Below are 21,161 nucleotides of genomic sequence, written 5' to 3' on the forward strand. Positions count from 1 at the left end.
AATGACTGCCGATATTGCCTACCTGCAAACGCTGCAACAGCCGCTGGAAGAGCTCAATCGGCTGTTCGATGCGCAGCGTGCCGCCTACGCCGCCAACCCGATGCCGCCGGCGGCCCAGCGTCAGCAATGGCTCAAGGCCCTGCGCGATTTGCTGAGCAGCGAACGGCAGGCGCTGATCGACGCCATCAGCTCCGACTTCAGCCACCGCAGCGCCGATGAAACCCTGCTCGCCGAACTGATGCCGAGCCTGCACGGCATTCACTATGCCAGCCGGCACATCAGCCAGTGGATGAAACCTTCGCGGCGCAAAGTCGGTGTCGCCTTCCAGCCGGCATCGGCGAAAGTCGTGTATCAGCCGCTGGGCGTCGTGGGCGTCATCGTGCCGTGGAATTACCCGTTGTTCCTGGCCATGGGCCCGTTGACCGGTGCCCTCGCGGCGGGCAACCGGGTGATGCTCAAGCTCAGCGAATCGACCCCGGCCACCGGCCTGCTGCTCAAGGAGTTGCTGGCGCGAATCTTCCCCGAAGATCTGGTCTGCGTGGTGCTCGGCGAGGCCGACGTCGGCGTGGCGTTCTCGAAACTGCGTTTCGATCACCTGCTGTTCACCGGCGCTACCAGCATCGGCAAGCACGTGATGCGCGCGGCGGCGGAAAACCTCACGCCGGTGACCCTGGAGCTGGGCGGCAAATCCCCGGCCATCGTCTCCCAAGATGTACCGCTCAAGGACGCGGCCGAACGCATTGCCTTCGGCAAGACCCTCAACGCCGGCCAGACCTGTGTGGCGCCGGACTACGTGCTGGTGCCGGAAGAACGGGTCGGCGGCTTTGTGGAAGCCTATCGCCAGGCTGTGCGCGGGTTTTATCCGACACTCGCAGACAACCCGGACTACACCGCCATCATCAATGAACGCCAATTGGCGCGACTGAACAGCTACCTCAGCGACGCCACCAGTAAGGGCGCGTTGCTGATTCCGCTGTTCGATCAGGGCCAGGGCCGACGCATGCCTCACAGCCTGCTACTGAACGTCAGCGACGAGATGACGGTGATGCAGGACGAAATCTTCGGCCCGCTGCTGCCGATCGTGCCGTACCGGAACCTGGATCAGGCATTTGCTTACATCAATCAGCGGCCACGTCCTCTGGCCCTTTACTACTTCGGCTACAACAAACGCGAACAGAACCGCGTGCTCCACGAAACCCACTCCGGTGGCGTCTGCCTCAACGACACGCTGCTGCATGTGGCACAGGACGACATGCCGTTCGGCGGTATCGGGCCGTCGGGGATGGGCCATTACCACGGACACGAAGGCTTTCTGACCTTCAGCAAAGCCAAGGGTGTGCTGGTTAAACAGCGCTTCAACGCGGCGAAGCTGATTTACCCGCCGTATGGCAAATCCATTCAGAAACTGATCCAGAAACTGTTCATTCGCTAACGTCACCGCCGGGTAATAACAACAATGCACCCAAGCCTGACCGAAACACCTGCCCTGTCGCGCCGCGGCCTGCTGAAATTCAGCCTCGGCGCCACGGCTTTCCTCGCCACCGCCGGCCTCGGCGCTAGCCTCAGCGGCTGTTCGTCGAGCGTACCGGCCAACGGATTCGCCACGTTGCGCAGCGGCGACCTGCTGTTTTTGCGCGCGCTGATTCCGGTAATGCTCGATGGCGCCGTGGCTGCGGAAAAAATGCCCGCCGCTGTCGACGGAACCCTGAAATCACTGGATTACAGCCTCGATCACCTGTCGCCGGAAATGCTCAAGCTGACCCGACAGCTGTTCGACGTGCTGGGCATGGCCGTGACCCGGGGACCGCTGACCGGAATCTGGGGCAGTTGGGAAAACGCCAGCCCCGAGGCGATCCGGCACTTTCTCGAGCGCTGGGAAAACAGCTCGTTGAGCCTGCTGCGCATGGGCCACAGCTCCCTGCAGCAAATGGTGATGATGGCCTGGTACACCCGCGCCGAATCCTGGGCGCACTGCGGTTATCCCGGCCCACTCACGGTTTAAGACTCGCGCCTCCCCCGAACAATAATAAGAGAGCCTGATTGATGCCCGTACCCGACTCGTTTCGCGAAGGCCTTGCCCGTGGCTGGAAAACCTACAACGGCGCACAACTGACCGACGACCTGACTCTGGAAGCCGACGTGGCCATCATCGGCAGCGGTGCCGGCGGCGGCACCACGGCGGAAATCCTCAGCGCCGCCGGTTATAAAGTGCTGCTGATCGAAGAAGGCCCGCTCAAGACCAGCAGCGACTTCAAGATGCTGGAAGACAAGGCCTACAGCAGCCTTTATCAGGAAGGCATCGGCCGCATGAGCAAGGACGGCGCAATCACTATCCTTCAGGGCCGTGCGGTCGGCGGCACCACCCTGATCAACTGGACCTCGAGTTTTCGCACCCCCGAGCCGACCCTCGAACACTGGGCCAAAGAACACAACGTCAAAGGCCACAGCCCCGCCGACATGGTGCCTTGGTTCGAAAAAATGGAGCAGCGCCTCGGCGTCGCCCCTTGGATGGTCCCACCCAACGCCAACAACGACGTAATCCGCAAAGGCTGCGAACAACTCGGCTACAGCTGGCACGTGATCCCGCGCAATGTGCGCGGCTGCTGGAACCTCGGCTACTGCGGCATGGGCTGCCCGACCAACGCCAAGCAATCGATGATGGTCACGACCATCCCGGCGACCCTGGAAAAGGGCGGCGAACTGCTCTATCTGGCTCGCGCCGAAAAACTGCTGATCAACGGCGACAAGGTCACCGGCCTGCAATGCGTGGCAATGGACGAACGCTGCGTCGAGCCGACCGGGCGCAAGATCACGGTCAAGGCTCGCCATTACGTGCTGGCCGGCGGCGGCATCAACAGTCCCGCCCTGCTGCTGCGCTCGGATGCGCCGGATCCGCATCAACGCCTCGGCAAGCGCACGTTCCTGCACCCGGTGAACATGTCCGCCGGGCGCTTCGACGAGGTCATCAACCCGTTTTACGGAGCGCCGCAGTCGATCTACTCCGACCATTTCCAGTGGAAGGACGGCACCACCGGGCCGATGGCCTTCAAACTCGAAGTGCCGCCGTTGCACCCGGCGCTGGCCGCCACCCTGCTCGGCGGCTTCGGTCAGGAAAACGCACAGCACATGGTCGACCTGCCCCACACTCATGCCATGCTGGCTCTGCTGCGTGACGGGTTTCACCAGGACAGTCAGGGTGGCAGCGTCGAATTGCGTGGCGACGGCTCGCCGGTCCTCGATTATCAGGTGTCGCCTTACGCCTGGGACGGTTTGCGCCGGGCCTTCCTTGTCATGGCCGAGATCCAGTTCGCCGGTGGCGCCAAAGCGGTGATGCCGATGCACGCGGATGCACGTTATGTGAATAGCCTGGCCGAGGCGCGCAAGATGATCGACGGTTTGAGCCTCGAGCTGTACCGCACCCGCCTGGGCAGCGCCCACGTCATGGGCGGTTGTGCGATGGGCGAAGACTCGAAAACCGCCGTCACCGACAGTCTCGGCCGCCATCATCAACTGAGCAATCTGTCGATTCACGACGGCTCGCTGTTCCCCACCAGCATCGGCGCCAACCCGCAGTTGTCGGTGTATGGTCTGACGGCGCAACTGGCGACGTCCCTCGGCGAACGGCTGAAAAACCCGTGAAAAAGCCGAAGATTCGTACCGTCCATAGTGCTTTCTTACCCAAAAGGCGACTTGGCCGACCGGGACGGCTGCGATACCATCCGACTCCCCAACGGATTCCCGCCAGGACGACGCGATGAACCGAGTGTTGTACCCAGGTACCTTCGACCCTATTACCAAGGGCCATGGCGATCTGGTCGAACGCGCCTCGCGCCTGTTCGACCATGTGATCATCGCCGTCGCCGCCAGCCCCAAGAAGAATCCGCTGTTCCCGCTGGAACAACGGGTCGAGCTGGCCCGCGAGGTCACCAAACACCTGCCCAACGTAGAAGTGGTCGGCTTCTCGACGCTGCTGGCGCATTTTGCCAAAGAGCAGAACGCCAATGTGTTCCTGCGTGGTTTGCGCGCGGTGTCGGACTTCGAATACGAATTCCAGCTGGCCAACATGAACCGCCAGCTGGCACCGGATGTGGAGAGCCTGTTTCTCACCCCGTCCGAGCGTTATTCGTTCATTTCCTCGACCCTGGTGCGGGAAATTGCAGCCCTGGGCGGCGATATCAGCAAGTTTGTCCACCCGGCAGTGGCTGATGCCCTGACCCTGCGCTTCAAGAAGTAACGACCGTTCAAACGGCGCCCGCGTGCACTACGGGCGCCAATGCGGCACAATTGCGCGCATTGATTTATTGCGCCCGGGCCCGCCGCCCCGGCTGGAGTTAGCATGTCCCTGATCATCACCGACGATTGCATCAACTGCGACGTCTGCGAACCTGAGTGCCCGAACGCCGCCATTTCCCAAGGCGAAGAGATCTACGTGATCGACCCGAACCTGTGCACCCAGTGCGTCGGCCACTACGACGAGCCGCAGTGCCAGCAGGTCTGCCCGGTGGATTGCATTCCACTGGACGAAGCCCATCCGGAGACTGAAGAACAGTTGATGGAGAAATACCGCAAGATTACCGGCAAGGCTTGAGTCTCTGACCGTGATCGCAGCGTCAGGCTGCGATCACGTCATTCACGCTGCTCGAATCCTTCCCCGGTACAGCCCAGGCAACGCACGAAAGCCGCTTTCGCCGGCGCCACCACCAGCGCCTCCCCCGCATCGCCGACACCGCCACCCAGCGCGGTAAACGGCAACGACACCACAAACACCCCCGCACCGATCACCGTGGCCGCCACCAGCAAGGGGCGGGCAATCAGCAGATCGCCGATCATGGCGTAGGCCGGTGGATTCTGGATGGCATATCGCGGATCACCGCTGCCGCCCTCCGTGGCCTGAACGGTCAGGCTGGAGCACAGCAGCAGTGCGAGGAGCAGGGCTTGCGAGGACTTCATGGCACGATCCTTCGGGCTGAACAGTGAGACAACTCACTATAGACCGTAGGACTTTTTCAGCTTTTCGTCAGGTCTGGCAGCGCGGACAGAAGACACTGGCCCGCTGGCCCAGCTTCACTTCCCGCAGGCCTGTGCCGCAGACCTTGCAGTGTTCGCCACCGCGACCGTAGACAAACAGCTCCTGCTGGAAATACCCCGGCTGCCCGTCACCACCAATAAAGTCGCGCAACGTGGTACCGCCACGTTCGATGGCGGCGGCGAGGATGCGTTTGATCTCGATCGCCAGCTTCAGATAACGCGCCCGGGAAATACCCTTGGCTTCACGGCGCGGATCGATGCCGGCGGCGAACAGTGCTTCTGTCGCGTAAATATTGCCGACCCCCACCACCACCGCGTTGTCCATGATGAACGGCTTGACCGCCATCGACCGTCCGCGTGACAGCTGAAACAACCGTTCGCCATCGAACAGATCGGTCAACGGCTCCGGCCCCAGGCGAATCAGCAATTCGTGATTGAGTGGATCGTTGCTCCAGAGCATCGCCCCGAACCGTCGCGGATCGGTGTAGCGCAGGGCCAGGCCGGATTCCAGTTCGATATCCACATGCTCATGCTTGGCTGCCGGCATTCCGACCTCCACCAATCGCAAATTGCCCGACATGCCCAGATGGCTGATCAGTGTGCCGACTTCGGCATTGATCAGCAGGTACTTGGCGCGCCGCTCGACCAGCACGATGCGCTGCCCGGACAGGCGCACATCGAGGTCTTCGGGAATCGGCCAGCGCAGCCGCCGGTCACGCACGATCACCCGGCTGACGCGCTGGCCTTCCAGGTGCGGGGCGATGCCGCGGCGGGTGGTTTCGACTTCCGGCAGTTCAGGCATGGATTCCTCGAATCATCAGCTTCCTTAATCAGTGCGCGCCAAGTTCGCGGATTGTCTGCTTCAACGTTTCGAAGTCGTAATCCGAGAGGCCGATGTACTCAAGCACCAGCGGCCCGACGGCCTGCCACTCGAAGTCTTCGCTCTGGTTGCCCAGCACCCGGTAAGACGCGCAGATGTGCTCGGCCATTTTCAGGATCGCCAGCAGGTTTTTCATCTGGCTGTTACGCGAAGTCTCGTCGCTGAAGATCGCCATGGCGTTGTGGTGATTGGCGATGGCCGCGCTGACATGCTCCGGCAGGCGCCAGGACTTGGCGGTGTAGTAACCGACCACCGAGTGGTTGGTGTTGTAGACATCGTTCTCGGTGTCCACGACCCGGCGTTCGGCACCCGCGTTGGCATAAGCCTGTTCGAGTGTCTTCATGTAATCCGGGAAACGCTGAAGCATCAGCGGCACACCGCAGTCGTGGAACAGACCCAAGGCGTAAGCCTCGTCGCTCGCCTCGGTGCCGACGCGCTTGGCCAGGGTCAGGCAGGTCATGGCCACGTCCTGAGCGGTGTCCCAGAAACGGTTCAGGGTGACGATGGTGTCGTCGTTCATCTCGCCCTTGATCGACATGGCGTTGATCAGATTGATGATCGAACGGCTGCCCAGCAGGTTCACCGCGCGCTTGATCGAGGTGATCTTGTTGCTCAGGCCGTAATACGGCGAGTTGACGATTTTCAGCAGCGAGCCGGAAAGGCCGGGATCCTGGGAGATCAGCTTGGCGATCGTCTCCAGGTCCGGGTCGGGCATGTATTGCTCCATTTGCAGATCCACCATGATCTGCGGCTGCGCGGGCACGCTGATGCCTTGCAGGGACTGTTGAATCTGTTCGGTGGTCAGCTCTTGGGACATAAGTACACACTCTGGGACAGGCGGCGATTCTAACCTCTAAAAACCGACGCACGACACACCAGTGGGCAATTCGCAGGAACTTTCACTTTTCCCCAGCCTTCGGAATCTGTAGTGCCCGGAACAGTTCTCCATCTGTCTCGGGCAGTAATCCCAACAGACTCAGGAGCTTAACGATGGCAAATTCTCTCGGCAGCAAGCGCGTCGCTTTTCTGGTAACCGATGGTTTCGAGCAAGTTGAACTGACCGGTCCCAAACAGGCACTCGAGCAGGCTGGAGCGCAGGTTGACATCCTCTCCGCCGAAACCGGCAGCGTCAAAGGCTGGAACCACGATAAACCTGCGGACGACTTCAAGGTCGACCAGACTTTCCAGGGCGCAAGCATCGATCAGTACGACGCCGTGGTGCTCCCGGGCGGCGTGCAGAACTCTGACACCATCCGCATCGACCAGGACGCGCAACATCTGGTCAAGACCGGTGCCTCCGCCGGCAAACCGATCGCGGTGATCTGTCACGGTAGCTGGCTGCTGATTTCGGCCGGGCTGGTCAATGGCAAGACCATGACCAGCTACAAGACCGTCAAGGACGATCTGGTCAATGCGGGGGTGAACTGGGTAGATCAGAAAGTCGTAAAAGACGGCAACCTGATCAGCAGCCGCCAACCGGACGATATTCCGGCATTCAGCAAAGCGCTGATTGACGCGCTGTCGGCATAGAGCACAAGCGGGTGGACACGGGGGTGGGCCTGCTTGTAACGAGGTCCGCCGCGTTTCATCGCACGCCAGACCCGGCATAAGGCGCAACACGGTATACTCCCGCTCTTTTTTTCGGAGCGACGTCATGTCCCTGCCTAGCTTGCGCCTCAAAGCCAACGCCGACCGTCGCCTGCGCGCCGGCCATCTGTGGGTCTACAGCAACGAAATCGACGTGGCCGCCACCCCGTTGCACGGCTTCAAGGCCGGCGACCAGGCGATCCTCGAAGCCGCCGGCGGCAAGCCGCTGGGCATCGTGGCCATGAGCCCGAACAACCTGATCTGCGCCCGCCTGCTGTCGCGCGACATCAAGCTGCCGCTGGACAAGTCGCTGCTGGTGCACCGCCTGAACGTGGCCCTTTCCCTGCGTCAGCGCCTGTTCGACAAACCGTTCTATCGTCTGGTCTACGGCGATTCCGACCTGCTGCCGGGTCTGGTGGTCGACCGTTTCGGCGACATCCTCGTGGTGCAACTCGCTTCGGCGACCATGGAAGCCCATAAAGATGACGTGATCGCGGCGCTCACCCAAGTGCTCAAGCCAAGCGGCATCCTGTTCAAGAACGACTCCGCCGCCCGCGATGCCGAAGGCCTCGAGCGTTACACCGAAACCGTCTTCGGCGTGGTGCCGGAGTGGGTGGCGCTGGAAGAGAACGGCGTGAAATTCGAAGCACCAGTCGTTCAAGGTCAGAAAACCGGCTGGTTCTACGATCACCGCATGAACCGCGCCCGCCTCGCCCCTTACGCCAAGGGCAAACGCGTGCTGGACCTGTACAGCTACATCGGTGGCTGGGGCGTCCAAGCCGCCGCATTCGGTGCCAGCGAAGTGTTCTGCGTCGACGCATCGGGCTTCGCCCTCGACGGTGTGGAGCGCAATGCCGCGCTGAACGGTTTCGCCGACAAGATGACCTGCATCGAAGGCGACGTCTTCGAAGCCCTGAAGGAGCTCAAGGCCAGCGAAGAGCGCTTCGACGTGATCGTGGCCGATCCGCCTGCGTTCATCAAACGCAAGAAGGACATGAAAAATGGTGAAGGCGCCTACCGCCGCCTGAACGAGCAAGCCATGCGCCTGCTCAACAAGGACGGCATCCTGGTCAGCGCTTCGTGCTCGATGCACCTGCCGGAAGACGATCTGCAGAACATCCTGCTGACCAGCGCCCGTCACCTGGATCGCAACATCCAGTTGCTGGAACGCGGCGGTCAAGGCCCGGATCATCCGGTGCACCCGGCCATTCCCGAAACCCGCTACATCAAGAGCATCACCTGCCGTCTGCTGCCCAACAGCTGACAGACGCACGGCATTGACGCTATCGAAAGGGGAGCCCACGGGCTCCCCTTCTTTTTGTCTTGCTCTTTGCTTTCCTACATTGATCGTCTTGCCGACGTGCAGGATATTTCCTTAAATATTTTATTTACTGGAATTTAACTTACACACTTACTTTCAGCCAAAGATCACTCCGACAAAATTACTGGATTATTCCTACTTAATATTTGCTTGCGATTAATCCATTACAAACTATTATTAAGTCGTCACCACGAAGGTGGCACAAACTAATCACGAAGCACCAACGAACAAGGAGTTCAATCATGAAAGCAATTACTCTGGAATCCCGCACCCTCGCAAACCTGGCTTTTCTGGTCGCACCTAAAGCCCGCTAAGTAAAGTTGGCGCTGGGTATGCCGGCTACCCAGCGCCTCTGGCAAAACACTCATCCAGAGCAGCGTGCCCCAACATGCATATAAATCCTTATTTATTCATACTGCCACGAACGCCCGGCCAGATAGTCTGGAACTACAAAGACCATACTCAGCACGAACTTGATTTTGAATACTCTTCTCGACTGGCACAACTTATTCACGAGCCGGCTTCATATGACAGCGACAACACAATAGACACAAAACTTTTAAATGCAGGAATACTGACTTCTTCAAAAATCGCAGCGCCGGTCTGGGGCTGGGATGAACTGTCCAGAATCTACCATATCGGTACCCGGAATATTCCCTGCGAACACACGCCCCGAAATGTTCAGGAATGGTCCAGGCAATACCTCGAACACTGCAACACTGTACTTGCCACTTCGCCTCCGGCGGACGTCCCTGCAGACACCGGCCCGAACGCACTCATCGCCCTGCCCCCGCCGATGGCACCGACTGACGACAGCCTGTCGGGTTCACTGATCCGGCGAAAGACCTGCCGATCCTTCACCGGCGCCGCGGTGTCGCTGGGCGACGTCGGCACCTTGCTATACCTGTCCCTCGGTTACCTGCGAGAACGCGAAGCCGACGGTGACGACAGCATCGCCGAAGGGCTTGATGCGCGGCGCAGCAGCCCTTCCGGGGGCGGCCTCAATGCCTGCGCCGGTTTTGTGCTGGTGCAGAACGTCGACGGACTACCACCCGGCGTATACGCCTATCACCCGGTCGAACACGCCCTGAGTTTCGTCAACCCCTTGCCCGACACAGCGCCGGGCAATCTGCTGGGAGGCCAGCACTTCATCAACAACCTGCCACTGGGCCTGTTCATCACCGCCCGTTTCGACAGGCTCTGGTGGAAATACCCGCACTCACGCGCCTATCGAATGGCGTTCGTCGAAGCCGGGCATCTTTCACAGACGTTTCAATTGGTTGCCACCGCGCTAGGTATGAATACCTGGCTGACAGGCGCATTCGCCGACGATCAGGTTGAAACATTGCTGCAACTTCAGAACGGTACCGAGCAACCGCTGTTCTTCGTCGGTTGCGGAGAAAGCGACGGTCAGGCGATGTGCCAGGAAATGCGCGACCTGCTGCGTGAGACGCCAGCATGAGCCTGCTCTCCCAGGCCCCGCTCTTCGAGTTTTCGCTGGGTGACTGGAGCACTCGCGCATCCGTGCGAACCAGTACCCACGATTACCGCTTGCCGGCTGATATAGCGCAACAACTGGAAACCCGTCACTGGTTCCCGCCGGCATTTCTGCCTTACCTCGCCCACCCGGCCATCGAAGCCGCAGGCCGCTTGGTGGTGCACCGGCTCACGGCCAATCATCTGGTGCACTTTCTCGACTACACCACCCTGCTCGAACACCGCATCGTCAATCGCGCCGTGGAAGTCATCGTCCACGGCGAACTGCCGGTCGATGTTCCGCCGCCCATGAAAACCGCCGCGCTGCAGCTCTACACCGATGAGGGCTACCACGCCCTGTTTTCCCATCAGGTCGCGGAACAGATCGCCAGGTTCTACGGCATCACCGGGCGCCCGGTGGTGCCCAGGCGGATCACTCGCATGATCAGGCTGATCGACGAAACCCTTCCGGAGCAGCGACCGCTGACATGGTTTCTGCTCGGCTTCGTCTCGGAAACCATCATTGCCCGGGAACTGCTCGACGTCTGCCGGGACAGCCTGGTGTCCGGGGTCAACGACATGCTGCGCGATCACCTCACCGACGAGGCGCGCCACAGTCGCTACTTCACTGAAGTGTTCCATTACCTCTGGCTGCATCTGGGACCGCAGCAACGAGCTTTCGCCGCCACCACCCTGCTCGAGATCTTCGGGATTTTCTTCGAAACCGATGAACAGTGGCTGCGGCAAAGCCTGTGCGCCACCGGGATTGCCGACGGTGCCGTGCTGGAAATACTCGACAGCCTGACAACAGCACAAGCCTCCCGACGACGTGCCCGGACAGGCGGCATCGCCACATTGAATGCACTGAGGAAGGCCGGATTTTTCGCCGAACCTTACAACCAGATACTTTTCGCCAGGGCAGGATTGATCGATGGGTAAAGGAAAATCCGGGGTGACGACCCGACAGCGTCGCGGGGCCGTCAGCCTGTTGCTGGCGATGGTATTGCTGGGTGTTTTTCCGCTGGATGTCGTGCTGCCTTCATTTCCGGCGCTGGCCGAGCACTTTCGCAGCGCCCCGGCCGACATCGCGCTGTCAATCAGCCTGTTCGCCGTCGGCATCGCCTTCGCCCAGTTGCTGATCGGACCACTGTCGGATGTAATCGGGCGCAAGGGCCTGCTGCTCGCCGGCATGAGCGTTTCAATGCTCGGCGCCCTCGGCTGTGTAATGACCACTGACTATTCGCTGTTCCTGATGTTCCGGGTCGTGCAGGCGCTGGGCTGCGGTTGCTTCGTGCTGTCCCAGGCGCTGGTCCAGGATCTGTTCGAAGGCGAGGAACGCGATCGTCTGCGAATCCTGATGGTCACCGCCGGCGGGATTTTCATCTCGGTATCGCCTCTTGTCGGTACTTTCCTGCAGGCAACCCTGGGCTGGCGTGGCAGCTTCTGGGTGTTCATCGCATTATCGGCCGTGGTACTGCTCAAGGCCTGGCTGTTTCTGGAAAACAGCCGACCGACCACCCGTGGCACACGCACGAACTTCCTCACGGCTTACCGACGGGTGCTGGGGGATTTCGACTTCGTCGGCTACTGGCTGATTTCGGCATTTGCGTTCGCCTGCCACTTTTCATTCATCGTGATATCGCCGCTGATCTTCATGGACCGGCTGCAATTGTCCGCCTACGAGTTCTCCTTGATCCTGCTGATCTACGGTGCGGCTTACGTCACCGGAGGCATTCTCGCCAGCGTGCTGAGCAGGCGCATCAGCAGCGGCCAACAGATGGTCGTCGGTCTGAGCCTGATCCTGTTCGCCGGCGTGACCATGTTGTACTTGTCGTCGAGTTTTGCTCTGGCTCCAGCGACAGTGCTGATCCCGATGCTGATCTGCACCGCCGGCACCACCATTGCCCGGCCGGCCGCCACCTCCAGGGCCATGAGCCTGTTTGCGGACAACGCCGGCACCTCGGCCTCGGCCGGCAGCACGATCACCTTCATCTGCGGCGGGTTGATCAGCGCTTTGATCAGCCTGAGCCCGGCCAATCTGCAATCCACCCTGGGTTACGCCTTTGTCTTGCTCAGTGGTGTGGCGCTCGCCTTGAACAACCGGATCAGCCGTCGCGCCAGAGTCTTGCAAGCCGACGCCATCGCACAGCCGGGTGGCGATTGAACCTGCCGGTCGTCATTCCGCACGCGGCGTCAGCACTGGAACAACGTTTTGCGCCATTCCCTCCTGACGCCAGCGGTGTAGAATCGCGAGATTCATCGCCATTCATCCCCGGCGGGTTTATGAGCTCAGGCTGAGACCAGCGGCGATCCCGCAACGTCATCGGCAACTTCAGGACACACGGCCATTTCTGAGTGTTCCAGACGTCAATAGAAGCTCACTCCCTTTTGATACCTGATTAGCCGCCCGGAGTGCTCCATGCCAGATTACCGCTCGAAAACATCCACCCACGGCCGCAACATGGCCGGCGCCCGCGCACTGTGGCGCGCCACCGGGATGAAGGATGACGACTTCAAGAAGCCGATCATCGCCATTGCCAACTCCTTCACCCAGTTCGTACCGGGCCACGTGCACCTGAAGGACCTGGGCCAGCTGGTTGCCCGTGAAATCGAACGCGCCGGTGGCGTGGCGAAAGAATTCAACACCATTGCCGTGGACGACGGCATCGCCATGGGCCACGACGGCATGCTGTATTCGTTGCCGAGCCGCGAGATCATCGCCGACTCCGTCGAATACATGGTCAATGCCCACTGTGCCGATGCCATCGTCTGCATCTCCAACTGCGACAAGATCACCCCGGGCATGCTGATGGCCGCCCTGCGCCTGAACATCCCGGTGATCTTCGTTTCCGGCGGCCCGATGGAAGCCGGCAAGACCAAACTGGCCAGCCACGGTCTCGACCTCGTCGACGCCATGGTCATCGCCGCCGACTCCAGCGCTTCTGACGAGAAGGTTGCCGAGTACGAGCGCAGCGCCTGCCCGACCTGCGGTTCGTGCTCCGGCATGTTCACCGCCAACTCGATGAACTGCCTGACCGAAGCCCTGGGCCTCGCATTGCCGGGCAACGGTTCGACCCTGGCCACCCACAGCGACCGCGAACAGCTGTTCCTGCAGGCCGGCCGTACCATCGTCGAACTGTGCAAACGCTATTATGGCGAGAACGACGAGTCGGTACTGCCGCGCAACATTGCCAACTTCAAGGCGTTCGAGAACGCGATGATGCTCGACATCGCCATGGGCGGTTCGACCAACACCATCCTGCACTTGCTGGCCGCCGCACAGGAAGCCGAGATCGACTTCGACCTGCGCGACATCGATCGCCTGTCGCGCAAGGTGCCGCAACTGTGCAAGGTCGCGCCGAACATCCAGAAGTACCACATGGAAGACGTGCACCGCGCCGGCGGCATCTTCAGCATTCTCGGTTCGCTGGCCCGTGGCGGTCTGCTGCACACCGACCTGCCCACCGTGCACAGCCGCAGCATGGAAGAAGCCATCGCCAAGTGGGATATCACCCAGACCGACGATGAAGCCGTGCACCATTTCTTCAAGGCAGGCCCGGCCGGCATTCCGACGCAAACCGCGTTCAGCCAGTCGACCCGCTGGGAAACCCTGGACGACGACCGTGAAAACGGTTGCATCCGCAGCTTTGAGCACGCCTATTCGAAAGAAGGCGGCCTGGCCGTGCTGTACGGCAACATCGCCCTGGACGGCTGCGTGGTGAAAACCGCCGGTGTCGACGAGTCGATCCACGTCTTCGAAGGCAACGCGAAGATCTTCGAAAGCCAGGACAGTGCCGTACGCGGCATCCTTGCCGACGAAGTGAAGGAAGGCGACATCGTCATCATTCGCTACGAAGGCCCGAAAGGCGGCCCGGGCATGCAGGAAATGCTCTACCCGACGTCGTACCTGAAATCCAAAGGTCTGGGCAAAGCCTGCGCCTTGCTGACCGATGGCCGTTTCTCCGGCGGTACCTCCGGTCTGTCCATCGGCCACGCTTCGCCAGAGGCTGCGGCCGGCGGCGCGATCGGTCTGGTGCAGGACGGTGACAAGGTGCTGATCGACATCCCGAACCGCTCGATCAACCTGTTGATCAGCGACGAAGAACTGGCGGCACGTCGGGTCGAGCAGGACAAGAAGGGCTGGAAACCGGTCGAGAAGCGTCCACGCAAAGTGACCACCGCCCTCAAGGCCTACGCCCTGCTGGCAACCAGCGCCGACAAGGGTGCGGTGCGTAACAAGGCGATGCTCGACGGCCTGTGATACTTAGCCGTCGCGCATAAAAATGCCCCGCCAGGTGCGGGGCATTTTTTTGCCTTGAGGCTTACTGAATCTCTTCCGGCTTCACGATCACCCAGTTCTTGTCCGCCGTCACCGGCAAACCTTCTTTCGCCTGGGCCGCCGCGTGCTTGGCCATCATGCCGTTGAGCTGGGTCATGTACTTGTCCTTGCGGTTGACCCACAGGTGAATGCCGCCCTTGGCCACGTCAACGCTGTGGAACAGCATGTAGCCGTCGCTGCTCGGGGTGTCGCCGCCCACCAGTACCGGTTTTTTCCACTCGTCGATGTAGGTCAGGATCGCCGCGTGCTTGCCGGCCATCCAGGTCGCCGGGGTCCACAAGTAAGGTGTCAGTTCCAGGCCGAGGTTGGCCTTTTCGTCATACTTGCCGGCAGTGATCTGCTTGCGCGCAGTGGTCAGTTCGCCGGTCTCGCGGTTCTTCAGCAACGTGGTCACGCCGATCACGTTCTGCGGTTTGACGTTGTAGCCATACTTCGGATCGGCCGCGACCATGCGCACCAGTTCTTCGGAGGCGGCGGTCATCACGTAGACCTCGATACCGTTCTCCATCAATTTGTTGTACAACTCGGCCTGACCGGTGAAGACTTTCGGCGGCTGCACGTCGATGTTCTTGACCACATCGCCTTCGTAATAGGTCGCCGGTACCGGTTTGCCCGAGGCCATCAGTTCGTCGACGTAGCCTTTGAGCTCCTTGAGGGTGAAGCCGGAGAACACCTGCGCCACCCATGGGTAGCAGACCATGTCGTCGACTTCGCAGAGGCGGTAGTAGTAGCTGAACAGGCTTTCCTTGTGGTCGGCGGTGTCCTTGAACGGAATCAGCTTCAGCGACGGGTCGAGCTTGTCACGGGTGATCAGGCCCTTGTTTTCCATGAACGGCAGCAGCGACTCTTCGAGGTCGTAGCGGTAACTGGTGTTGTCCATGTCGAACACCGCGTAGTTACCCTTGTTGGCGTTGGCCGCGATCATCGCGTCCAGCGCCTTGGCCTGATCCGCCGGCCAGTGTTTCAGGTCAGTGGCGAACGCTTGGCCAACAAGGCCGAAGCAGAGTGCGGCAGCCAGCATTTTAGGTGCGAACTTCATTCTGCGTTTCTCCCCGGTTTGAAAGAGATCGACGCTAACAAATCAGTGTGACAGTTCCCGTCTGTCAGCGACCGTCCTCGTCCCTTTTGCGCCAGCTGCATCCCCGAGAGCGACACACGCTTATTCCAAAAACGACGGACGACCTTCAATTTCGGTATTAATTCATTGGAAATCAAACTGTTAGGCTTGCCGGTTCGCAGCAGCCCCGGAAGGCTGTTGGCAAAGTCTTTTCTGGAGAACTCATGAATCTGCCGCTGATTCTCAACCTGCTGGTGTTCCTCGCCCTGCTCTTCGGTCTGGCGCAAACCCGCCACACCTCGTGGAGCCTGGCGAAAAAAGTCCTGCTCGCCCTGGTGCTGGGCGTGGCGTTCGGCGTCGCGCTGCACACGATCTACGGTGCCGGCAACCCGGTGCTGAAAGCCTCGATCGGCTGGTTCGATCTGGTGGGCAACGGTTACGTGCAGCTGCTGCAGATGATCGTGATCCCGCTGGTGTTCGCCTCGATCCTCAGCGCGGTGGCCCGCCTGCACAACGCCTCTTCGCTGGGCAAGATCAGCTTCCTGACCATAGGCACGCTGCTGTTCACCACGGCGATTGCGGCGCTGATCGGCATCGGCCTGACCAACCTGTTCGGCCTGACCGCCGAAGGCCTGGTCGCCGGTACTCAGGAAATGGCCCGTCTGCAAACCATTCAAACCGACTACGCCGGCAAGGTCGCTGACCTTAACGTGCCACAACTGCTGCTGTCGTTCATCCCGCAGAACCCGTTCGCCGACCTGGCCCGGGCCAAACCGACGTCGATCATCAGCGTGGTGATCTTTGCCGCGTTCATGGGGGTTGCTGCGCTGCAACTGCTCAAGGATGACGCCGAGAAAGGTCAGAAAGTGATCAACGCCATCGACACCCTGCAAGCCTGGGTGATGCGTCTGGTGCGCCTGGTGATGAAGCTGACCCCGTACGGCGTGCTGGCGCTGATGACCAAAGTGGTGGCCGGTTCCAACCTGCAGGACATCATCAAGCTCGGCAGTTTCGTCGTGGTGTCGTACCTCGGTCTGGGCCTGATGTTCGTGGTGCATGGCTTGCTGGTGTCGGCGGCCGGGATCAACCCGCTGCGCTTCTTCCGCAAGATCTGGCCGGTGCTGACCTTCGCCTTCACCAGCCGCTCCAGCGCCGCAAGCATCCCGCTGAGCATCGAAGCGCAGACCCGTCGTCTGGGCATTCCGCAATCGGTGGCAAGCTTCGCCGCCTCGTTCGGCGCGACCATCGGCCAGAACGGCTGCGCCGGTCTGTACCCGGCAATGTTGGCAGTGATGGTTGCGCCAACCGTCGGCATCAACCCGCTGGATCCGCTGTGGATCGCGACGCTGGTGGCGATCGTGACCCTGAGTTCGGCCGGTGTGGCGGGCGTGGGCGGCGGCGCGACCTTCGCCGCGCTGATCGTGCTGCCGGCCATGGGCTTGCCGGTTTCGCTGGTGGCGTTGCTGATTTCGGTCGAGCCGCTGATCGACATGGGTCGTACGGCGCTGAACGTGAGTGGTTCGATCACCGCTGGCGCGATTACCAGCCAGGTGATGCAGCAGACCGACAAGGCCCTGCTGGATGCCGATGAGCATGCGGAGCTTGTTCAGGCTTGATTGACGCTGTGGCGAGGGAGCGAGCTCCCTCGCCACAGATTCAGGCTTTTTCCCAGACTTCGAAGTGGTAAGCCGGTTTGTCGCCTTCAGCCGGATTCGGCACATTCGACACCAGTTTCCACTGATTCAGATCGAACTCCGGAAACCACGCATCCCCTTCCGGGCTCAGCGCCACACGGGTCAGATACAAACGATCCGCCTGTGCCAGCCCTTGCGCATACAGTTGCGCCCCGCCAATCAGCATCAACTCGTCGACGCCCTGCTCTTTCGCCCACTCTTCGGCACGAACCACGGCAGCTTCCAGCGACGGATAGACTTCCGCACCTGCCAGCACCAGATCCTGCTGACGGCTGACTACGATGTTCAAACGGCCCGGCAACGGACGACCCAGCGAATCCCAGGTCTTGCGACCCATGATGATCGGCTTTCCGAGCGTCGTGGCCTTGAAGTATTTGAAGTCCCCCGGCAGGTGCCAGGGCATGCTGTTATCGACGCCGATCACACGGTTTTCACCGAGGGCTGCGATCAGGCTGAGGGGGAGTGATTTAGTCATGCCGGCGAGGATACCAGAGCCGCGCTTACCCCGATAAGCGCCACAGCGGTTATGCTCACGGCTCAATCAAGCAACGGGATGCCGCGTGACTGAACTGACTTCACTGCAAAACCTCTGGCTCACCGAAACCGTGCGCCTGCGCGAAGAACACGCAGGCCCGCTGGACGATCAGGAAGCCAATCGCCTGGCCCGCGCGGCCGGCGGCGATCTGCCGGGACGCATTCAGCGCCGCGCCCTGTGGCTGGCCGAGCGCGATGGGCTGAACTCTGCGCTCAGGCACTGGCTGCAAGGCGCACGCCTGGCGCTGGTGTTACTGGCGATCCTCGCCGTATTGAGCGGCGCGGGTCTGGCCTTCGCCGCACTGGGCCAGACGCCGGTCAATGTGTTCTGGGCCCTGGGCAGCCTGCTCGGGCTGAATCTGATTCTGCTGTTGAGCTGGGCGCTTGGGCTGATCTTCGCTGGCGAACATGGCGCCACTCTTGGCCGCTTGTGGTTGTGGCTCAGTGAAAAACTCGCCCGCGACGCCAAGGCTGCGCAAATGGCGCCGGCCCTGCTGTTGATGCTGCAACGCCAGAAACTCAATCGTTGGGCGCTCGGTACGCTGGTCAATGGACTGTGGTTGCTGGCGATGTTCAGCGCGCTGGTATTGCTGCTGACGCTGATGGCGACCCGTCGCTACGGCTTCGTCTGGGAAACCACGATTCTCAGCGCCGACACGTTCATCAACATGACTCAGGCCCTCGGCGCATTGCCGGCGTTGCTGGGTTTCAACGTGCCGACTGTGGACATGATCCGCGCCAGCGGCGACACCGCGCTGAACATCGAAAGCGCCCGTCAGGCCTGGGCGACCTGGCTGGTCGGCGTGATGGTGGTGTACGGCGTGCTGCCGCGCCTGCTGTTGGCGCTGTTCTGCTTCTGGCGCTGGAACAGCGGCAAAGCCGCATTGCGTCTGGACCTGAACCTGCCCGGTTACGCCCAACTGCGCGAACGCCTGATGCCGACCAGCGAACGCCTCGGCATCACCGACCCCGAGCCTGCGCAATTGCACCACGTCGAAAGCACCGTCGGCGAACACGCCAGCAACGGCGCGTTGCTGGTGGCGATCGAACTAGACGATCAACACCCATGGCCGCCGACGCTGCCAAAAAACGTCAGCAACGCCGGCATCCTCGACAGCCGTGAATCGCGCAACAAACTGCTCGAACAGCTCAGCCGTTTTCCGCCGGCGCGCCTCGCGATTGCCTGCGACCCACGGCGTTCGCCGGATCGCGGCAGCCTGGCGCTGATTGCCGAGCTGGCGCGCAATGCCGCAGCCACCCGCGTCTGGCTATTGCAGGCGCCGCAAGGACAAGCACTGGACGCCGAACGCCTCGGCGACTGGCATGTTGCGCTGCAACAACTGGAGCTGCCGTTTGCCGATTGCGCCCCGTTGAACTGGCTGGAGCACGGACATGACTGATGCCTGGAAAGCGCCGCTGAAACTGGCGGTGGTCGGCCACACCAACGTCGGCAAGACTTCGCTGTTGCGCACCCTGACCCGCGACGTCGGCTTCGGCGAAGTCTCCCATCGCCCAAGCACCACGCGGCATGTCGAAGGCGCGCGGTTGTCGGTGGATGGCGAGCCGTTGCTTGACCTCTACGACACACCGGGCCTGGAAGACGCCATCGCCCTGCTGGATTTTCTCGAGCGCCTGGAACGGCCCGGCGAACGCCTCGACGGTCCTGCGCGGCTGGCGCGGTTTCTCGATGGCAGCGAAGCGCGCCAGCGTTTCGAACAGGAAGCCAAGGTGCTGCGGCAACTGCTCGATTCCGATGCCGGCCTGTATGTGATCGATGCCCGGGAACCGGTGCTGGCCAAGTACCGTGATGAACTGGAAGTGCTGGCCAGTTGCGGCAAACCGTTGCTGCCGGTACTGAATTTCGTCAGCAGCGCCAACCACCGCGAACCGGACTGGCGTGAAGCACTGGCGCGTCTGGGGCTGCATGCATTGGTGCGTTTCGACAGCGTCGCCCCGCCGGAGGATGGCGAGCGGCGGCTGTACGAAAGTCTCGCGTTGCTGCTGGAAAATGCCCGCCCGCAGCTTGAACGGCTGATCGCCGATCAACAGGCCCAACGTCTCGCCCGCGAGCAAAGTGCCGCACGCCTGATCGCCGAATTGCTGATCGACTGCGCCGCGTGCCGGCGCAGTGTGGCGAGCAACGCCGAGCAGGAACAACAGGCCATCAGCGAACTGCGCAAAGCCGTGCGCCAACGCGAGCAGAAATGCGTCGAAGCACTGCTCAAGCTCTACGCCTTCCGCCCGCAAGACGCCGCCGCCAGCGATCTGCCGCTGCTCGACGGGCGCTGGGGCGATGACCTGTTCAACCCGGAAACCCTCAAGCAACTGGGCGTGCGAGTCGGCGGTGGGATTGCGGCCGGTGCAGCCGCGGGGGCGGGTGTGGATTTACTGGTCGGCGGCATCACCCTCGGCGCCGCCGCCCTGGCCGGCGCAATTGCCGGCGGCGCCCTGCAAACCGCCCGCAGCTACGGCAATCGCCTGCTCGGCAAGATCAAAGGGCAGCGGGAACTGACGGTCGACGACAACGTATTGCGACTGCTGGCATTGCGTCAGCGGCAACTGCTGCAAGCGCTGAATGCCCGTGGTCATGCAGCGATGGATACCGTTCAGGTGGCGACGCCGCAGGACAAGACCTGGCGCGAAGGCAAGCTGCCGGAGGCATTGAACATCGCCCGGGCCCACCCGCAATGGTCGTCGCTCAATCCGCATCCAAAGCTGAATCAGGCCCAGCGTCAGGAACAGATCGATGAGCTGGTGAGCAACGTCCTCGAACTCTAGAACCAGCCAACCTTGAGGAACTGTTTGACCAGCGCCGTCACGCGGCTGCGATCCGTGCGATTGGCGCGCCCGTCGTTGTCGACGTCCGAACACAGGACAACCTCGAAGCTGCCATCGTTATCCAGGTCATGGACGGCAGCTTTATAAGCGATGGTTTCGCCCTCGTGAAAGTGCAGCCTGACTGACTCCGGTGTTCCATCGCCGCCGGGGTTCAGAGCGAAGATCCGCAGATGTCGCGCATCGTCATCGGCCGCATTGAACCAGGCACATTTCAGATAGGTGCTGGAGAAGCTGCGCAGTTGCGCGACTTCGCGAACTGACGCTTCGCGCCAATCCTGTTCGCTGTCATGAAAGCGCATCTGAACACTGTGCCCCGCGCCGCTGCTCGATCGATCCCGAGCAATCACTTTCAAAAAACGCATCCGTGCGCTCCTTCGGCAAAAAAACCAGTCTGGGCCGAGGGGGCA

Annotated in this window: 20 protein-coding genes; 14 read left to right on the top strand and 6 right to left on the bottom strand. The window is 61.3% G+C overall.

Annotated elements, in window-relative coordinates:
• Window position 1: 1 nt before the first annotated feature.
• The 5 genes from NH234_RS28155 (at window position 2) to NH234_RS28175 (ending at window position 4,588) form a co-directional block, all read left to right on the top strand.
• Window positions 2-1,432, top strand: coding sequence for a coniferyl aldehyde dehydrogenase (locus NH234_RS28155; protein WP_085731551.1), 1,431 nt, complete (start codon window positions 2-4; stop codon window positions 1,430-1,432).
• Window positions 1,433-1,456: 24 nt separating this feature from the next.
• Window positions 1,457-2,002 carry a twin-arginine translocation pathway signal protein gene (locus NH234_RS28160; RefSeq protein ID WP_367255062.1) on the top strand — a complete coding sequence of 182 codons (546 nt, stop codon included), beginning with the start codon at window positions 1,457-1,459 and terminating at the stop codon, window positions 2,000-2,002.
• A 41-nt stretch (window positions 2,003-2,043) separates the two neighbouring features.
• The gene (locus NH234_RS28165) at window positions 2,044-3,639 is read left to right on the top strand and encodes a GMC family oxidoreductase N-terminal domain-containing protein (RefSeq protein ID WP_367255063.1); all 1,596 of its coding nucleotides are present in this window, start codon (window positions 2,044-2,046) and stop codon (window positions 3,637-3,639) included.
• Window positions 3,640-3,754: 115 nt separating this feature from the next.
• Window positions 3,755-4,234, top strand: coding sequence for a pantetheine-phosphate adenylyltransferase (coaD, locus tag NH234_RS28170; protein ID WP_003229157.1), 480 nt, complete (start codon window positions 3,755-3,757; stop codon window positions 4,232-4,234).
• Window positions 4,235-4,336: 102 nt separating this feature from the next.
• Window positions 4,337-4,588: a YfhL family 4Fe-4S dicluster ferredoxin gene (locus NH234_RS28175; RefSeq protein ID WP_003195146.1), complete on the top strand. Its 252-nt coding sequence runs from the start codon at window positions 4,337-4,339 to the stop codon at window positions 4,586-4,588.
• 38 nt (window positions 4,589-4,626) lie between these two features.
• Here NH234_RS28175 and NH234_RS28180 read toward each other — a convergent pair whose 3' ends face one another.
• The 3 genes from NH234_RS28180 to NH234_RS28190 form a co-directional block, all read right to left on the bottom strand.
• Complete coding sequence (locus NH234_RS28180) at window positions 4,627-4,950, bottom strand: multidrug transporter (protein WP_085731548.1); 324 nt, start codon at window positions 4,948-4,950, stop codon at window positions 4,627-4,629.
• 67 nt (window positions 4,951-5,017) lie between these two features.
• Window positions 5,018-5,830, bottom strand: coding sequence for a bifunctional DNA-formamidopyrimidine glycosylase/DNA-(apurinic or apyrimidinic site) lyase (gene mutM / locus NH234_RS28185; RefSeq protein WP_085731547.1), 813 nt, complete (start codon window positions 5,828-5,830; stop codon window positions 5,018-5,020).
• Between the two features lie 28 nt (window positions 5,831-5,858).
• Window positions 5,859-6,671: an HDOD domain-containing protein gene (locus tag NH234_RS28190; protein WP_170929590.1), complete on the bottom strand. Its 813-nt coding sequence runs from the start codon at window positions 6,669-6,671 to the stop codon at window positions 5,859-5,861.
• A gap of 227 nt (window positions 6,672-6,898) precedes the next feature.
• Between NH234_RS28190 and NH234_RS28195 the strand changes: the two genes are divergently transcribed.
• From NH234_RS28195 to ilvD, 6 genes are all read left to right on the top strand, one after another.
• On the top strand, window positions 6,899-7,438 hold the full coding sequence (locus NH234_RS28195; RefSeq protein ID WP_367255066.1) for a type 1 glutamine amidotransferase domain-containing protein: 540 nt from the start codon (window positions 6,899-6,901) through the stop codon (window positions 7,436-7,438).
• Window positions 7,439-7,562: 124 nt separating this feature from the next.
• Window positions 7,563-8,759 (top strand): class I SAM-dependent rRNA methyltransferase, encoded by a 1,197-nt coding sequence (locus NH234_RS28200; protein WP_085731544.1) that lies wholly within the window; start codon window positions 7,563-7,565, stop codon window positions 8,757-8,759.
• A 445-nt stretch (window positions 8,760-9,204) separates the two neighbouring features.
• Window positions 9,205-10,278 carry a SagB family peptide dehydrogenase gene (locus NH234_RS28205; protein WP_367255068.1) on the top strand — a complete coding sequence of 358 codons (1,074 nt, stop codon included), beginning with the start codon at window positions 9,205-9,207 and terminating at the stop codon, window positions 10,276-10,278.
• The gene (locus NH234_RS28210) at window positions 10,275-11,231 is read left to right on the top strand and encodes a diiron oxygenase (RefSeq protein WP_085731542.1); all 957 of its coding nucleotides are present in this window, start codon (window positions 10,275-10,277) and stop codon (window positions 11,229-11,231) included. The genes NH234_RS28205 and NH234_RS28210 overlap by 4 nt, the downstream gene beginning before the upstream one ends.
• A complete protein-coding gene (locus tag NH234_RS28215) occupies window positions 11,224-12,456 on the top strand; it encodes an MFS transporter (RefSeq protein ID WP_367255070.1) in 1,233 nt (410 codons plus the stop codon). The genes NH234_RS28210 and NH234_RS28215 overlap by 8 nt, the downstream gene beginning before the upstream one ends.
• A 255-nt stretch (window positions 12,457-12,711) precedes the next feature.
• The gene (gene ilvD, locus NH234_RS28220) at window positions 12,712-14,553 is read left to right on the top strand and encodes a dihydroxy-acid dehydratase (RefSeq protein WP_064380052.1); all 1,842 of its coding nucleotides are present in this window, start codon (window positions 12,712-12,714) and stop codon (window positions 14,551-14,553) included.
• 61 nt (window positions 14,554-14,614) lie between these two features.
• Here the strand turns inward: ilvD and NH234_RS28225 are convergent, their stop codons facing one another.
• A complete protein-coding gene (locus NH234_RS28225; RefSeq protein ID WP_085731540.1) occupies window positions 14,615-15,670 on the bottom strand; it encodes a phosphorylcholine phosphatase in 1,056 nt (351 codons plus the stop codon).
• Between the two features lie 242 nt (window positions 15,671-15,912).
• Between NH234_RS28225 and NH234_RS28230 the strand changes: the two genes are divergently transcribed.
• On the top strand, window positions 15,913-17,304 hold the full coding sequence (locus NH234_RS28230; protein WP_085731539.1) for an L-cystine transporter: 1,392 nt from the start codon (window positions 15,913-15,915) through the stop codon (window positions 17,302-17,304).
• Window positions 17,305-17,344: 40 nt separating this feature from the next.
• Here NH234_RS28230 and NH234_RS28235 read toward each other — a convergent pair whose 3' ends face one another.
• The gene (locus NH234_RS28235; protein WP_085731538.1) at window positions 17,345-17,857 is read right to left on the bottom strand and encodes a dihydrofolate reductase; all 513 of its coding nucleotides are present in this window, start codon (window positions 17,855-17,857) and stop codon (window positions 17,345-17,347) included.
• Window positions 17,858-17,942: 85 nt separating this feature from the next.
• Between NH234_RS28235 and NH234_RS28240 the strand changes: the two genes are divergently transcribed.
• Together NH234_RS28240 and NH234_RS28245 are read left to right on the top strand one after the other, a co-directional pair.
• Window positions 17,943-19,316, top strand: coding sequence for a DUF2868 domain-containing protein (locus tag NH234_RS28240; RefSeq protein WP_367255073.1), 1,374 nt, complete (start codon window positions 17,943-17,945; stop codon window positions 19,314-19,316).
• On the top strand, window positions 19,309-20,694 hold the full coding sequence (locus NH234_RS28245) for a GTPase/DUF3482 domain-containing protein (protein ID WP_085731536.1): 1,386 nt from the start codon (window positions 19,309-19,311) through the stop codon (window positions 20,692-20,694). Before NH234_RS28240 ends, NH234_RS28245 begins: the two co-directional genes overlap by 8 nt.
• Here NH234_RS28245 and NH234_RS28250 read toward each other — a convergent pair.
• A complete protein-coding gene (locus NH234_RS28250; RefSeq protein ID WP_367255075.1) occupies window positions 20,691-21,116 on the bottom strand; it encodes a hypothetical protein in 426 nt (141 codons plus the stop codon). The two genes, NH234_RS28245 and NH234_RS28250, sit on opposite strands and share 4 nt — an antisense overlap.
• Window positions 21,117-21,161: the final 45 nt, after the last annotated feature.

Source organism: Pseudomonas sp. stari2 (genome assembly GCF_040760005.1).
In the GTDB taxonomy this organism is placed as follows: Bacteria; Pseudomonadota; Gammaproteobacteria; order Pseudomonadales; family Pseudomonadaceae; genus Aquipseudomonas.

Coding starts and splice junctions, on each gene's coding strand:
- NH234_RS28155 (WP_085731551.1), top strand. CDS start 2: ATGACTGCCGATATTGCCTACCTGCAAACGCTGCAACAGCCGCTGGAA.
- NH234_RS28160 (WP_367255062.1), top strand. CDS start 1,457: ATGCACCCAAGCCTGACCGAAACACCTGCCCTGTCGCGCCGCGGCCTG.
- NH234_RS28165 (WP_367255063.1), top strand. CDS start 2,044: ATGCCCGTACCCGACTCGTTTCGCGAAGGCCTTGCCCGTGGCTGGAAA.
- coaD (WP_003229157.1), top strand. CDS start 3,755: ATGAACCGAGTGTTGTACCCAGGTACCTTCGACCCTATTACCAAGGGC.
- NH234_RS28175 (WP_003195146.1), top strand. CDS start 4,337: ATGTCCCTGATCATCACCGACGATTGCATCAACTGCGACGTCTGCGAA.
- NH234_RS28180 (WP_085731548.1), bottom strand. CDS start 4,950: ATGAAGTCCTCGCAAGCCCTGCTCCTCGCACTGCTGCTGTGCTCCAGC.
- mutM (WP_085731547.1), bottom strand. CDS start 5,830: ATGCCTGAACTGCCGGAAGTCGAAACCACCCGCCGCGGCATCGCCCCG.
- NH234_RS28195 (WP_367255066.1), top strand. CDS start 6,899: ATGGCAAATTCTCTCGGCAGCAAGCGCGTCGCTTTTCTGGTAACCGAT.
- NH234_RS28200 (WP_085731544.1), top strand. CDS start 7,563: ATGTCCCTGCCTAGCTTGCGCCTCAAAGCCAACGCCGACCGTCGCCTG.
- NH234_RS28205 (WP_367255068.1), top strand. CDS start 9,205: ATGCATATAAATCCTTATTTATTCATACTGCCACGAACGCCCGGCCAG.
- NH234_RS28210 (WP_085731542.1), top strand. CDS start 10,275: ATGAGCCTGCTCTCCCAGGCCCCGCTCTTCGAGTTTTCGCTGGGTGAC.
- NH234_RS28215 (WP_367255070.1), top strand. CDS start 11,224: ATGGGTAAAGGAAAATCCGGGGTGACGACCCGACAGCGTCGCGGGGCC.
- ilvD (WP_064380052.1), top strand. CDS start 12,712: ATGCCAGATTACCGCTCGAAAACATCCACCCACGGCCGCAACATGGCC.
- NH234_RS28225 (WP_085731540.1), bottom strand. CDS start 15,670: ATGAAGTTCGCACCTAAAATGCTGGCTGCCGCACTCTGCTTCGGCCTT.
- NH234_RS28230 (WP_085731539.1), top strand. CDS start 15,913: ATGAATCTGCCGCTGATTCTCAACCTGCTGGTGTTCCTCGCCCTGCTC.
- NH234_RS28235 (WP_085731538.1), bottom strand. CDS start 17,857: ATGACTAAATCACTCCCCCTCAGCCTGATCGCAGCCCTCGGTGAAAAC.
- NH234_RS28245 (WP_085731536.1), top strand. CDS start 19,309: ATGACTGATGCCTGGAAAGCGCCGCTGAAACTGGCGGTGGTCGGCCAC.
- NH234_RS28250 (WP_367255075.1), bottom strand. CDS start 21,116: ATGCGTTTTTTGAAAGTGATTGCTCGGGATCGATCGAGCAGCGGCGCG.